The 14,750-nt window shown below is 30.8% G+C and carries 12 protein-coding genes and 8 tRNA genes; all 20 read right to left on the reverse strand.

All coding sequences use genetic code 11. From position 1 onward, the window contains the following. Nucleotides 1-9: 9 nt before the first annotated feature. A complete protein-coding gene (locus ABIV_RS02900; protein ID WP_114838471.1) occupies nt 10-1,659 on the reverse strand; it encodes a cation acetate symporter in 1,650 nt (549 codons plus the stop codon). Further along, a complete protein-coding gene (locus ABIV_RS02905; protein WP_114838472.1) occupies nt 1,659-1,973 on the reverse strand; it encodes a DUF485 domain-containing protein in 315 nt (104 codons plus the stop codon). Before ABIV_RS02905 ends, ABIV_RS02900 begins: the two co-directional genes overlap by 1 nt. A 311-nt stretch (nt 1,974-2,284) precedes the next feature. Further along, a complete protein-coding gene (locus ABIV_RS02910) occupies nt 2,285-3,934 on the reverse strand; it encodes a cation acetate symporter (protein WP_114838473.1) in 1,650 nt (549 codons plus the stop codon). After that, entirely contained in the window at nt 3,934-4,248 is a 315-nt protein-coding gene (locus tag ABIV_RS02915) for a DUF485 domain-containing protein (protein WP_114838474.1), read from the reverse strand. The genes ABIV_RS02910 and ABIV_RS02915 overlap by 1 nt, the downstream gene beginning before the upstream one ends. Before the next feature lie 250 nt (nt 4,249-4,498). Beyond that, nucleotides 4,499-5,131: a 3'-5' exonuclease gene (locus ABIV_RS02920; RefSeq protein WP_114838475.1), complete on the reverse strand. Its 633-nt coding sequence runs from the start codon at nt 5,129-5,131 to the stop codon at nt 4,499-4,501. Next, complete coding sequence (locus ABIV_RS02925; RefSeq protein ID WP_114838476.1) at nt 5,131-6,948, reverse strand: DUF294 nucleotidyltransferase-like domain-containing protein; 1,818 nt, start codon at nt 6,946-6,948, stop codon at nt 5,131-5,133. The genes ABIV_RS02920 and ABIV_RS02925 overlap by 1 nt, the downstream gene beginning before the upstream one ends. Before the next feature lie 121 nt (nt 6,949-7,069). Further along, nucleotides 7,070-8,947: a sodium:solute symporter family protein gene (locus tag ABIV_RS02930; protein ID WP_114838477.1), complete on the reverse strand. Its 1,878-nt coding sequence runs from the start codon at nt 8,945-8,947 to the stop codon at nt 7,070-7,072. Nucleotides 8,948-8,958: 11 nt separating this feature from the next. Beyond that, nucleotides 8,959-9,213, reverse strand: a complete 255-nt coding sequence (locus ABIV_RS02935; RefSeq protein ID WP_114838478.1) for a DUF4212 domain-containing protein — start codon at nt 9,211-9,213, stop codon at nt 8,959-8,961. Nucleotides 9,214-9,391: 178 nt separating this feature from the next. Next, complete coding sequence (locus ABIV_RS02940) at nt 9,392-10,054, reverse strand: response regulator transcription factor (RefSeq protein ID WP_114838479.1); 663 nt, start codon at nt 10,052-10,054, stop codon at nt 9,392-9,394. After that, nucleotides 10,035-11,618 (reverse strand): sensor histidine kinase, encoded by a 1,584-nt coding sequence (locus tag ABIV_RS02945; protein ID WP_114838480.1) that lies wholly within the window; start codon nt 11,616-11,618, stop codon nt 10,035-10,037. Before ABIV_RS02945 ends, ABIV_RS02940 begins: the two co-directional genes overlap by 20 nt. Nucleotides 11,619-11,712: 94 nt before the next feature. Further along, a tRNA-Asp gene (locus ABIV_RS02950) sits at nt 11,713-11,789 on the reverse strand. Between the two features lie 37 nt (nt 11,790-11,826). Then, a tRNA-Val gene (locus ABIV_RS02955) sits at nt 11,827-11,902 on the reverse strand. Nucleotides 11,903-11,933: 31 nt separating this feature from the next. Further along, nucleotides 11,934-12,008, reverse strand: a tRNA-Glu gene (locus tag ABIV_RS02960). 16 nt (nt 12,009-12,024) lie between these two features. Continuing rightward, a tRNA-Lys gene (locus ABIV_RS02965) sits at nt 12,025-12,100 on the reverse strand. 16 nt (nt 12,101-12,116) lie between these two features. Beyond that, nucleotides 12,117-12,193, reverse strand: a tRNA-Asp gene (locus ABIV_RS02970). A 12-nt stretch (nt 12,194-12,205) separates the two neighbouring features. Then, nucleotides 12,206-12,281 (reverse strand) — tRNA-Val (locus ABIV_RS02975). Between the two features lie 8 nt (nt 12,282-12,289). Continuing rightward, nucleotides 12,290-12,364 (reverse strand) — tRNA-Glu (locus ABIV_RS02980). A gap of 16 nt (nt 12,365-12,380) precedes the next feature. Next, nucleotides 12,381-12,456, reverse strand: a tRNA-Lys gene (locus ABIV_RS02985). A 58-nt stretch (nt 12,457-12,514) separates the two neighbouring features. Continuing rightward, complete coding sequence (locus ABIV_RS02990) at nt 12,515-12,991, reverse strand: CinA family protein (protein ID WP_228254329.1); 477 nt, start codon at nt 12,989-12,991, stop codon at nt 12,515-12,517. Between the two features lie 73 nt (nt 12,992-13,064). Continuing rightward, nucleotides 13,065-14,423 (reverse strand): FAD-dependent oxidoreductase, encoded by a 1,359-nt coding sequence (locus ABIV_RS02995; protein WP_114838482.1) that lies wholly within the window; start codon nt 14,421-14,423, stop codon nt 13,065-13,067. Between the last annotated feature and the right edge of the window lie 327 nt (nt 14,424-14,750).

Genomic DNA, 14,750 nt, shown 5'->3' on the forward strand with positions numbered 1-14,750 from the left:
TTTTAAGTTTTAGTGATCAACTGCTCCTGATGCACCAATACCTGTGTTTGCTCTAATATTTTGAGCTCTAAATAATTCTTTCTCTGTTTTTCCTCTTTCTGAGTTATCAACTTTAGAGAAGAACCAAATTGCAACAAATGCAATAGTTACTGAGAATAAAGCAGGGTGTTTATAAGGGAATAATGCTTCTGCATTTCCTAAAATCTGTACCCATACAATTGGTCCAATAATAACTAGTGTTACAGCAGTAACAAGACCTGTTAATCCTCCTAAGAAAGCACCTCTTGTAGTTAAACCTCTCCAGTAAATTGATAAGAAAAGAATTGGGAAGTTTGCAGAAGCTGCAATACCAAATGCTAATCCTACCATATATGCAATATTTTGTTGTTCAAACGCAATACCTAAAATAACACCTACAAAACCAACAACTACAACAGTAATTCTTGAAATTTTTACAACTTGCTCATCAGTTGCATTAGGATTAATTACATTTGAATAAAGGTCATGTGAAATTGCAGATGCACCACTTAGTGTAAGACCAGAAACAACTGCTAAAATTGTAGCAAATGCAACAGCTGAAATAAATCCTAAGAATGCATTTCCACCTAACATATGTGATAAGTGAATAGATGCCATGTTATTTCCACCAAACAGTTTACCATCTACAAAATAAGCAGCTCCTGCATCAGAGTTTAAGAATGCAATTGCTCCAAATCCAACGATAGTAATGATAATCCAAAAATATCCAACAAAACCAGTTGCATAAACAACAGATTTTCTAGCTTCTTTTGCATTTCCAACAGTAAAGAATCTCATAAGAACGTGTGGTAAACCAGCAGTACCCAACATTAATGCCATACCTAAAGAAATAGCAGAAATTGGATCAGAAATAAATCCACCTGGTGCAAGAATTGCTTCTCCATCATTGTGTCTTTCCGCAGCTGTTACAGCTAAACTTTCGAAGTTGAAATCGAAGTGGTATAAAACCATAACTGCCATAAAAGTTACCCCTGAAAGAAGTAAACAAGCTTTGATAATTTGTACCCAAGTAGTTGCAAGCATACCACCAAAAGTTACATAAATAATCATCATTACACCAACTAAGATTACAGCAAACTCATACTCCATACCAAATAATACTTGGATAAGTTTTCCTGCACCAACCATTTGTGCAATTAGATATAAAACAACAACTGATAGTGTCCCGAATGCAGCTAGTGTTCTAATCTCTTTTTGACCTAATCTATATGCAGCAATATCAGCAAAAGTAAATTTACCTAGATTTCTTAACTTTTCAGCCATAAAGAAAAGAATAATAGGCCAACCAACTAAGAATGATACTGCATAGATAACACCGTCATAACCTTTTAAATAGATTAAACCTGAAACTCCAAGGAATGCAGCAGCAGACATATAATCACCTGCGATTGCAAGACCATTTTGAAAACCTGTAATTCCCCCACCAGCAGTATAGAAATCACTTGCTGATTTAGTTTTCTTTGCAGCCCAATATGTTAAAGCTAAAGTACCCATAATAAAAATAAAGAACATAATAATAGCAGGAATATTAAGTTCTCTTTTTGAGGCTTCAAAACTTGCATCACCTGCAGCAAATGCAGAAAGTGCAATGATAGAAATTAGTGCTAATACTCTTAACATTACATTATATCCTTTACATCATCTTTTATATCATTTACTAAGTCTTCATACTCACCATTTGCTTTTCTTACATAGATAACAGTAGTTAAGAAACTTATGATTAAAATTGCTAATGCAATAGGAAATGCTATTGTAGTAACACCATCACCAATTTTTGTTGCAAGTACTTCTTTGTTAAATGCAATAGTTAAGATATATGCATAAAACATTACTAGAACAAAAAACCCTAATTTAATACCTAGGCTGTTCTTTTTAGATAGCAGCTCGTTGTATTTAGGATTGTTTTCAATCCTTTCAACTAATTCGTCCTTCATCTTTTCCCCTTCTATCAATCTACTCTTATTTACTAACAAATAAGATAAATTAATATTTATAATTTGTTTAGTAATAAGCTATACAAATAGTAGCATTGGCATAGCATAATAAAACAATTACAATTATACATGGGAAAAAATTAATTTTAACAAAAACTGTACAATAAAAATTAAAAAAGTTAAAAGTTTGTAAAAAAGTAGCAACAATGTAGCAGATAAAAATGCCTATAAATAGGGGAATATAGAGTTTTTTTGTTCAAAGAGAGTATTTAAACTCTCCTTGATGTACTAAAATTGTACATAGTGTACTTTTAGTGATCAACTGCTCCTGCAGCTCCAAAACCAGTTTCAGCTCTAATATTTTGAGCTTCAAAAGCTTTTTCTTCATCTTTTGCTCTTTGAGATTTATCAGTAACTGAGAAGAACCAAATAGCAACAAATGCAGCAGTAACAGAGAATAGTGCAGGGTGTTTATAAGGGAATAATGCCTCTTTATTTCCTAAGATATCAACCCAAACAATTGGACCAACAACAACTAAAATAACAGCAGTAGCTAAACCAACAATACCACCTAAGAAAGCACCTCTAGTTGTTAATTTTCTCCAGTAAATTGATAAGAATAGAATTGGGAAGTTAGCAGAAGCTGCAATAGCAAATGCAAGACCAACCATAAATGCAATATTTTGTTGTTCAAACGCAATACCTAGTACAACACCTATAATACCAATAATAATTACAGCAATTTTTGAAACTCTAATCTCTTGCTCTTCAGTAGCATTAGGATTAATAACAGATGCATAAAGGTCATGAGAAATTGCAGATGCCCCAGCAAGTGTTAATCCAGCAACAACTGCTAAAATTGTAGCAAATGCAACAGCTGAAATAAATCCTAGGAAAATATTTCCACCTACAATATGTGATAAGTGAATTGCAGCCATATTATTTCCACCAAATAGTTTACCATCTACAAAGTAAGCTTGCCCTTCTGGAGAGTTTAAGAAAACAATTGCTCCAAGACCAATTACTGCAATAACTAAATAGAAGTACCCAATAAATCCAGTTGCATAAACAACAGATTTTCTAGCTTCTTTTGCATTTCCCACAGTAAAGAATCTCATAAGAACGTGAGGAAGTCCTGCTGTACCAAGCATTAAAGCAAGACCAAGAGAAATAGCAGAAATAGGATCAGAAATAAATCCACCTGGCTCCATAATTGCTTGACCTTTTTCATGTGTTTCAACTGCTTTTGTTGCTAATGCTTCAAAAGAGAATCCAAAATGGCTTAATACCATGAATCCCATAAATGAAACCCCAGAAAGTAGTAAAATAGCTTTGATAATTTGTACCCAAGTAGTTGCAAGCATACCACCAAAAGTTACATAAATAATCATCATTACACCAACAAGTAGTACTGCATATTCATACTCTAAACCAAATAATACTTGAATCAGTTTACCTGAACCAACCATTTGTGCAATTAAATATAAAGTTACAACAGCTAATGAACCAAATGCAGCAAGAGTTCTAATCTCTTTTTGCCCAAGTCTATAAGCAGCAATATCTGTAAAAGTAAATTTACCTAAATTTCTTAATTTTTCAGCAAGTAAGAATAAAATTACAGGCCACCCAACTAAGAATCCAACAGCATAAATTAATCCATCATATCCACTTAAGTATACAAGTCCTGAAATACCAAGGAATGATGCTGCTGACATATAATCTCCAGCAATTGCCATACCATTTTGGAATCCTGAAATTCCTCCACCTGCAGTATAGAAATCACTTGCAGATTTTGTTTTTTTAGCTGCCCAATAAGTAATACCTAATGTACCACCAACAAAAATAAAGAACATAATAATAGCTGCAATATTAAGTTCACTTTTTGATGCTTCAAAAGTAGCATCACCTGCTGCAAATAGTGCAACGGCAAAGATTGATAAAAGTGCTAATACTCTAAACATTATAATTCATCCTTTACATCTTCTCTAACTTTTTCGATTAATTCCTCAAATTCACCATTTGCTTTTTTTACATAAACAAGTGTAGTTAAGAAACTGATGATAATAATTGCTGCCGCAATAGGGAAAGCAATTGTCATAACTCCATCTCCAGTTCTAATTCCTAAAAGTGATGGTTCAAATGCAATAGTAAGAATAAATGCATAAAACAGTACAAGTACAAAGATAGCAAGTTTAACTGCTATACTAGATCTTTTTTCTACTAATTCTTGGTAATTAGGATTAGCTTTAATTTTCGCTACTAATTGATCATTCATAGTCGTCCTTTCTAAAGTAATATTTTTATGTAATTTATTTTAATAATATATAATTAAAATAATAATTCATAAAAAACATTTGAATATTATACATGAGATTATTAATTAAATCATTTTTAAGTTGACTATTAAGTCAAGTTTAAGTGAAGAAAGTCCCTAAGTAACGAATAGTTACAAGGAAAAATAGCATTAAAATAGCATGCTATTTTAATGCTATGTTGGTGCTATTTTAATGCTACGAAACTGCTATTTATCCAGTATAAAAAGTTGAATTTGCAGGAGATAAATCTCTTAATTTTAAAAATATCATAGATGTCATAATTGCATCATTTAGTGCATCATGTTTTCCAAGTTCAGGAATATCTAACTCTTTTAAAATCGTGTCAAATTTTAAGTCAACAAACTCATAATCAGAACTTCTTTTTTTAGTTTTAAAATACATTGATGAAACTTCAACTTGTCTATTTGGTAAAGAAACACCAATTATTTTTTTTGTATATTTTGAAATCATTGCAATATCAAATTTGATGTAATAACCTACAATAGGTCTATTTCCAATGAATTCAAGTAATTCTAATATTGCTTCATTTGGGTCTTTCCCATTTTGTAAATCTACAGGTCTAATTTGGTGAATTTTAATTGATTCTTCTGTAATTTTTTTTGAAGGTTTTACAAAAATATTTAGAGTCTTTCTCATCATAATTTTATTTTTCTTGATATGAACTGCTGCAATTGATAAGATTTCATCTTTTCTTGGATTTAAACCAGTTGTTTCACAATCAAGACAAACATATTCATCTTTAGGTGGAGTATCAAATAGATATTCATATTTTTTATCTATAAGATTCTTTTTTCGCCATGAGTTAATTAGATTTTTAAACATTATGAAATCTTATCAATTTTAAATGTATAGACAATAAACTTTTTAAAATTATTAACAATTTTGAAACTATCTTTTAATAAATCCCTTTCAATTTTACCTAAAGCATGGGTATCTATTTCATTATTGATTTTTTTACCATCTTGTATTTTTTGTAAATGTGCTTTTAATCTTAAAGTATTTAATACATCAAAAGCTTCAAGTAATTCATTTGCTGTTTCATTCTCTAAAACTTTCATCTCTTGTAAAATTTTAATTCTTTTTACTGTTGTTGTCTCTCTAATTCTTTCTCTAAGACTTAAACTTCTAATACCTTGAACAATAGGGAATACACCAGTTTTTTTCACATCAATATTATATGTTTTAGTCATAAAATTTGCTACTGTACTTGGTGTATCAAAAGTAAGTGTTGCTTTTGCAAAATATGCCATAAAAACATCTTTATCATGAAGTTTATTAAATAAATCATCTTTTAAATTAATTAATAACTCTTTATCTCCTGCAACTGCAAAAGAGTCAAAAAAGATTGCTAAATCCATATAATTTTGCATATCAGGTGCTTCAATCCATCTAGCAGTCTCTCTTTTATATTCATTTACAGTTTTACACCAAAATGGATTTGATACCATAATATTACCTTCACATGGAGGATAACCAAAATCAATTAATGTTTCAGTAATCTCCTTCATATAAGGTCTATATTGTTCCACATCAACACCATCTTTTACAACAAGAGCATTATCTTGGTCTGTTTTAATTATCTGCTCATTTCTTCCTTCACTTCCCATAACTATAAGACAAGCATCTTTTTGTAACTCTTCAGGCACTATAAATTTATAGATTTTTCTATAAACTTTTGTATTTAATTGACCAATTAAATTAGAGATATGATTTACTTTTACACCCTTTGCATTAAGAGTTTTAACAGTATCTACAAGTTCTGTACTGGCTTCTTTTAAATCTTCTAGATTTTTTGCATTTTTGATTTTTGAATCAACCACATAAGTATGGTTTGCAAAGTGAGAAAGAACATCTATTTGTTCTAAAATCCCTACCATCTCTCCTTGAGAATTTACAACACCAACTCTTTTTATATTTTTCTTAATAAGTAAAGTAAGTGCTTCAAAAAGATAGTCATCAAGATTAACACTTAAAATAGGATAAATAGCTATCTCTTCAACTGGAATGTTTAAGTCTCTACCTTCTAATAAAACTTTTATTTTAAGTAAAGAATCTGTGATAATTCCATACTCATTATTTTCACCTTTTACAATAATTGTAGAAGTGTTTTGTTTCATTGATTTATCGATTGCATCAATAAGTTTTGTTCCTTTTTCTACAGAACAAGGAGGGTGTAAAATAGTATCTTCAACTTTTGCAATCATAAATGAAGATAATTCAGAAGCATACTCTTTATCTTTTAGAGTTTGAAATTTATTTACAAGATTATTTAAAAAGAAATCTTTAAAACCATCATTTTTTTCAATAAGTTCTAAAAATATATCTTTTTCAATTTCATAACAGATTAAATCTTCATAGACTCTAAATGAATTATCAGTTTTACTATAAATAAGTGAGTTTGCATCAAATGAGTCTTGATAATGGTAGTCCATTAATACTTCATCTTCTTTATATTCATGAACAATTCCTTTAATAATTACAAAAAAGTGTTCGGGTATTTTTTCAGGTGTTATTAGAATCTCATCTTTTGCATAATAAGCAATATCCATATGTCTAATACACTTATCCATTTGTTCTTCAGTTAATAACTCAAAGGGATGGATATTTGAAAGAAAGGCTTTTTGGTCTCGAAGACTCATAAGAGAATCCTTTATAATATTTTTTTACATTATTATATTCTATGACACAAATTCTTATAGTAATGTAAAAAAATATTTTATTTTAAAAGTAAAAAAGCCAACCCGAGGGTTGACTTTAGTTTTAGTGGTCGTGAGCTTCACCAGCGTTATTCGGAAGTCTAATTTGCTCAACTAGATCTTGAATTTCTTGTGGTGGCTCTGGAGTCATTCTAGATACTACAATCGCAACGATTAAGTGTAGAATTGTACCAATTGTACCAATACCAGTTGGGTGAATTCCTAAGAAATAATCTTCTGGTTTTCCACCTAAGAATACGAAGTATACAATGTATCCAAATGTGAAGATTAAACCAGTTAAAATACCAGCAATTGCACCTTCTTTGTTCATTCTCTTATCAAATACCCCAAGGATAATTGTTGGGAAGAATGCTGCTGCTGCAAGTCCGAATGCGAAAGCAACAACTTGTGCAACGAAACCTGGAGGGTTAATTCCTAAGTAACCTGCAATACAAATTGCAACTACCGCTGAAATTCTTGCCCACATTAACTCTGATTTCTCAGTTAATTTAGATTTTCCAGTTTCTGGATCTCTAAAAATTACTTGTCCCATTAAATCGTGAGAAATTGCAGAAGCAATAACAAGTAATAAACCTGCTGCTGTAGATAATGCTGCTGCAAGACCCCCAGCTGCGATGAATGCAATTACCCAGTTAGGTAAGTTAGCAATCTCTGGATTTGCAAGTACCATGATATCTCTATCTACATAAAGCTCATTTTCAATTTTACCAGTGTTTGCAGATGGTTTACCATTAGTAGTAACTCTCTCACCATGCTCACCAACTTTATCACCATCAAATGTAGGTTTACCACCTTTACCTTCGAAAGCAGCTCCTGGAGCATATTGAATTTTACCATCACCATTTCTATCAGTCCACGCTAATAATCCACCATGCTCCCAAGTTTTAAACCAAGAACCATTATTTGGAGTTCCATCCGCATGCTTTAACTCACCGTTTACAAATGCTGCATATTCAACATTTTGAACGTTTTTGATTAAGTTTAATCTTGAGAAAGCAGAAACAGCAGAAATAGTTGTATACATAATAGCAATGAATACTAATGCCCAACCAGCTGAAATTCTAGCATCTTGTACAGTTGGAACTGTAAAGAATCTAACAATAACGTGTGGTAAACCAGCAGTACCAAGCATTAATGCAGTTGTTAACATGAACATATTCCATAAGTTACCTGGCTCACTATATGCTTTAAATCCTAAATCTGTAACAGCTGTATCAAGAGCATGTAGCAGATAGGTTCCTTCAGGAATTGTTTTTACCCCATCATGGAATTCAAAAGATGTAGTACCAAAAATACCTAATTGAGGTAAAAATGTATCAGTAACTTGTAATGATAAGAAAATTGCAGGAATCATGTATGCAAAAATCATAACAACATATTGTGCAACTTGAGTATAAGTAATACCTTTCATACCTCCAAGTACAGAGTAAATAAATACGATTGCCATACCAATAACAACACCTGTATTTACATCAACTTGTAAGAATCTAGAGAATACAATACCAACCCCTCTCATTTGTCCCGCAACATATGTAAATGATACGAAGATAACTGAGATAACTGCAACAGTTCTTGCAACGTTTGAGTAATATCTATCACCAACGAAATCTGGAACTGTAAATTTACCAAACTTTCTTAAATAAGGAGCTAATAGCATAGCAAGTAGAACGTATCCACCTGTCCATCCCATTAAATAAGCACCACCATCAGAACCTTTGAATGCAATAATACCTGCTAACGAAATAAATGAAGCAGCTGACATCCAGTCTGCAGCAGTTGCCATACCATTTGCTACTGGGTGAACACCTCCACCAGCTACGTAGAAATCTTTAGTAGATCCTGCTTTTGCCCAAAGTGCAATACCAATATATACTGCAAATGAAATACCTACAAATAGGTAAATTAATGATTGTAATTCCATCTTAATAACTCCTATTCGTGTACGCCATATTTTTCATCAATCGCTGTCATTTTTGCAACGTATACAAAAATAAGGATTACGAAAACATAGATAGACCCTTGTTGGGCAAACCAGAAACCTAATTTAACACCACTAATTTCAATAGTATTAAGTTCATTTATGAATAAAATTCCACAACCAAAAGAAACAACAAACCATACTACTAATAACTTAAGAATAGTAGAAATGTTTTCTTTCCAATAAGCTTGAGCTTTTTCTGGACTCATAAGTACTCCTTTTTAAGTTTTACTAAAAAGAATAAATCTTTTTCAGTAATTCAACATTGTAAGTATAATAGTTGATTGTAGCAAAAGGGTAGCAATTAAAAAAAAATTATAAAAAAATTTATATTTCGTAGGATGAACGTAGCATTTAGGCTCTCAAAGAGCCTATTTAAGGGATTTTTTAAACAGAATAATATCTGTCAATTTTATAGCCTAAACCTCTGATATTTTTAATAAAATCCTCTTTTAGAGCTTTTTTTAATCTTGAAATTTCTGCTCTTATAGTAGGATTATCAATATTTTCCCCTCCCCAAATGTCAACTCTAAATCTTTCAAAGTCAACAATCATATTGATATTTAGGGCTAAGATATGAATAATATCTAATTGTTTTTTTGTTAGTGTTTGTGGTTCACCATTAAAATATAGAGTTTTTTCAGTTTTAGAGTAAGAGTAATTTTCTGAAAATCTAATATGAGTGGTATTGCTTTGGTCTTTTTTTAGGATTTGATTTATTTTAATTCCTAACTCTTCTAAATGAAAAGGTTTCTTAATATACTCTCTACAGCCTAAGTCATATGCTTTTGTAATATCTTCAATATCTAAAAGTGCAGAAATGTATATTGTTGGAATATATATTTTTTTGCTATTTAGTTCTTGTAAGATTTCAAATCCATCTTTTTTTGGTACATTTATATCAAGCACTAAAAGATCAAAAGAGGAATCAACATTGTCAATTACATCTTCACCATTTGTGTAACTTTCAACCATATGCCCAATATCTTTTAAATACTCAGATATTGCATTGTTTAACATTATTTCATCTTCAAGAAGTAGTATTTTCATTTATTCTAAACCTATACGTAAATTTTGTATCTCTATCGTTTGAATCAAGATTAATTATAACTAAATTTTTATCACATATTTCTTTTACTATTCTAAGTCCTAATCCAAAGCCACCACGAGAATTATTCTCTCTATAGAAGTCACTAAAGATTTTATCTTTATTCTCAATTTTGTCTGAATTTGTTTTTACAGAGAAATCGACAATATCGTCATTAAAGTAAGTAAGTTTTATATAAATAGGTGATTTAGCTTTTGAATATTTTATAGCATTTGAAATGTTATTATCAACAATTCTTTGCAGTTCTGTTTTATTAAATTTAATATATATCTCTTCATCAATATTGTTTATAAAATATAAGTTATTTGCAGTTGCTATACTATCAAAAAAGTTTAATCTTTCATTTAAGTATTCTGAAAAATTAATATACTCTTTTGGGTAGTCAACTCTATCTTTTTTAATTAAATATGATAAGTCATCATATATATATTGAATAATCTTTGCGCCACTTTCAATATTAGATATATATTTATTTGTAGGAGTATGTCTTTTTAAAAGGTCTATGTTTGTTCTAATAATAGATAAAGGAGTATTAACTTCATGAACAGAGTTCTTTAAAAATCTTTTTTGAGAATCAAGAAGATTACTTAACTCTTTTGTTTGTTCATTTACTTTCTCTTCAAGATGTTTATTGATACCTTCTAGCATTTGGTTTTTGTCTTTAATATTATGCATAGCATCATAAGCGTAGTTCGCAATTACTTTAAACTCTCCAAAGATAAGCCTATTTTGACTAATTCTTGTATCTGATTTTTGTGTCTCTTTAAAATATTTTCCAATCTCTTTAACATCATTTACAATTAAAATAGTTGCATTTTTATAAATAAAAATAGAGTAAAGAACAAGCATTATTGTTAAAGACATAATTTGAAGAATATAATTAGAGATTTTTTCATCATGCTCTTGTCTTTTCTCTTTGATTAAAGTATCAATTTCATCTAAATAGATACCTTTGCCTATTGTCCAATTCCAAGGTGAATATGATAGGGCATAAGAGATTTTAAGAGCTTCGTCTTTTAATTCAGGTTTATACCAGATATATTTTACAAAACCACCTTTTTTATTTTGAGAAATATCAATTAACTCTTTTATTACTCTTTTGCCTGTTGGGTCTGTGAATTCATAAAGATTTTTCCCTATATTATTTCTTGAAATAGGGTAGTATATAGAAGTTCCTTCAAAATTGTAGATGAAAACATAGTCATTTATATTTTCATCTTCTCTCATCATCTCTATTGCATGAAGAACATCATTTTTTATCTCTTCTTCACTTTTTGTACCCTTATATTTATTATGATAATAATCTATAAATTTAACGGTTTTTTTTATATCGGCTTCTATTAAATCTTTTTGTTTACTAAAATAATCACTTTTCATGATTTGTATTTTTTCATTAAAATCATCAAAAGCATTGTCAATAATAATAAAAGTAAATGATGATGTTAAGAAGATAATAAAGATAATACTATAAAGAATTAGGTGGTATAAAGATTTTGCACGAATCATTGCGAGTATATTCCTTGATTTAAATAACAAAAAAGAATATCTGAAATAAAATAAATAAATGATAAAAAATGTAAGAAATGTGTAAATAAAAAAGTGGCGCGGCTGACGAGACTCGAACTCGCGACCTCCTGCGTGACAGGCAGGCATTCTAACCAACTAAACTACAGCCGCTCACTAAAAGCAAAAAAAAAGCGCCTTAGCGCAATAATGGTGGTCGATAGTGGACTCGAACCACTGACATCTACCTTGTAAGGGTAGCGCTCTACCAACTGAGCTAATCGACCAATTGATATTTAAAATGGATTTGCCATTAAATGGTGACCCCTAGGAGACTCGAACTCCTGTGGCATGGATGAAAACCATGAATCCTAACCGCTAGATGAAGGGGCCAATTTAAATATCGAAATGGTGACCCGTGAAGGATTCGAACCTTCGGCCACCTCCTTAAAAGGGAGATGCTCTACCAGCTGAGCTAACGGGTCAAATATTATAAAAAAATGGCGCGGCTGACGAGACTCGAACTCGCGACCTCCTGCGTGACAGGCAGGCATTCTAACCAACTAAACTACAGCCGCAACATTTATAAATGGTGGTCGATAGTGGACTCGAACCACTGACATCTACCTTGTAAGGGTAGCGCTCTACCAACTGAGCTAATCGACCTTATTTTATGGTGACCCCTAGGAGACTCGAACTCCTGTGGCATGGATGAAAACCATGAATCCTAACCGCTAGATGAAGGGGCCATAAATAAAATAAAACTGGTGACCCGTGAAGGATTCGAACCTTCGGCCACCTCCTTAAAAGGGAGATGCTCTACCAGCTGAGCTAACGGGTCAAACGCATTTTAGAAGTTGTTCTTCTTAAAATGGACTGGAATTATAATAGGTTTTTTTTTATTTGTCAAGGGTTTTTTGAAAAAATTTCGAAATTTTTTTCAAACTTTTCTCTGCCGCTTGAATTTGAACTTCATTTCTACTTCCTGAAAAGTGACAAATTTCGATATCTTTACCTTCTTTAGCTCCCATAATACCGATAACTACTGTTCCTACTGGTTTGTTTTTTGTTCCACCATCTGGTCCTGCTATCCCACTTACTGCAATTGCATAATCAGCATTAAATTTTTTTATTACACCCTCTAACATCTCTTCTACAACTTGAATACTAACAGCACCAAATTTGTTTAGAGTCTCTTCTTTTACATTTAATTCTTGTGATTTTATTTCATTAGAGTAAGTAACAACTGCACCATTGAATATATTTGATGATCCTGCAATCTCAGTTATTTTTGAGGCAATTAATCCTCCTGTGCAACTCTCTGCTGTTGTGATTGTTTTTTTGTGGGTTTTTAATAGATTTTGAAAATCTATCATATCTTTTTGAGTGAATAGATTTGTATACATTATATATAGTTATAAATATGAGTAACTAATAGGAAAAATCCTATTAGTCTTCTTTATCAGTTAATTCATCTAAGAACTTATCTTCATCAAATGTTAAGTTAAGATACTCAGCAACAATTTTAATATCTCTTTCTGCATTTCCTAAACAAGATGTAGCACCTGGAGATGGAGTCATATTAAATAAGATTCCTCCACCTGGGTTAATAGAAGCTTCACCTAACATTAGTTTTTGCTCTTTTTTATCTAAAACCTGTGGTCTAACTCCACCAAATCCTTTTGCATATTCAATATCTTCTGTAGATAATGAAGGAACGATTTTTCTTGCATCTTTAACAAATAAACCTTTGTTGATACCAGGAACCTCAAATAAGAAGTTTCTGAATACATAGTTTCTAATATCAGAATCTTTTAATAAATCCCAGAAAATCTTGATAGTATCTCCACCAATATTCATAGTTTTTAAACATTCGAAGAAAGATTTACCACCTTTATATCTTTCAAGAACTGCTAATGCTAAAGCAGTAGGTCCAAATCTTGTTTTTCCATCACAAAGAATATCAGGATCTCCATGAAGTGCAGCAAATGGAAGTTTTGGATTTTGAACCATATAAACTTTACCATTTAAATATGTACCATTTGTAATATAGAAAGACCCAGCCATAGATAAAGATCCCATATGTTTTCCATATCCCATTTTGTGTGCAAGGTGTAGAGAGTGAGCACCAGCATTAACTACAACGAAGTCAGCAGTAAATACTGAACCACTTGTTGTTGTAAGTTTATACTTATCACCTACTTTTTCAATCTCATCTACTCTAGCGTTGAAATAAACGTCAGTTTCAACATCTTCTTGCTCTTTTGCAGCTTTTACTAATTCTTTTGTCATTTCACCAAAATCAACAGTTGTATATTCACTTTGTGTACCCATTGCTAAAATTGGTTCAGGTCTATCTTTTGTTCTTTCTTTATCAGCATAAACTAATAAAGGCTCTAATTCTCTTAGTTTTTCTTTGTCCCATAACTCTAAATAAGGGAATAATTCTTTGAATTCTTCATATCTATTTTTAATAAATTCAACTTCTTTTTCACCTACACCTAAAGCCATTTTTTGGTGAGCAAACATAATTTTATCTTGAAGTCCATACTGTAAACAGAACTTCTCAATCATTTTTGCAGTTCTTTTAGTGATTTTAGCTTTTTCTAAAGTATAGTTTGTTTCAATATCTCCAACGTGAATAGTTTGAGAGTTACTTGTTCCTTTAGAGTTCAATGTTGCTAAATCGTCATATTTCTCTAAGATACATACACTTTTTGCATCTGTATATCTAGCGATTTCATAGAAAAGTGCAGCACCAGAGATACCACCACCTATAATTGCAACCTGATAATGTTTTGTACTCATAATAATTTATTCCTATCATAGTTTATTTTTGCAAAAAATATTAACACATTTAACTTGAGTTTGTATTATAATTTTGGCAAAGAGACTTTCCATTAAAGAAAATATGCGTAATAGTAACATTTTATTGTTTTTTCTTCAATTTTTTCTGTACTCAATAAATGTACATATGATATCTAAAAAAGCTTACAATGTTTAATAAATTTTTTTAATGTACACTTTTTGTACAAAAAAGCATTTTTAATAGATTTATAACTATAAATTATAAAAAGAGTAATTCTTTATTATTTTTGTAGTTTTATTGACTTATACAAAATTAAATATCCTTTG

It is taken from the genome of Halarcobacter bivalviorum (assembly GCF_003346815.1).
Classification (GTDB): Bacteria; Campylobacterota; Campylobacteria; order Campylobacterales; family Arcobacteraceae; genus Halarcobacter; species Halarcobacter bivalviorum.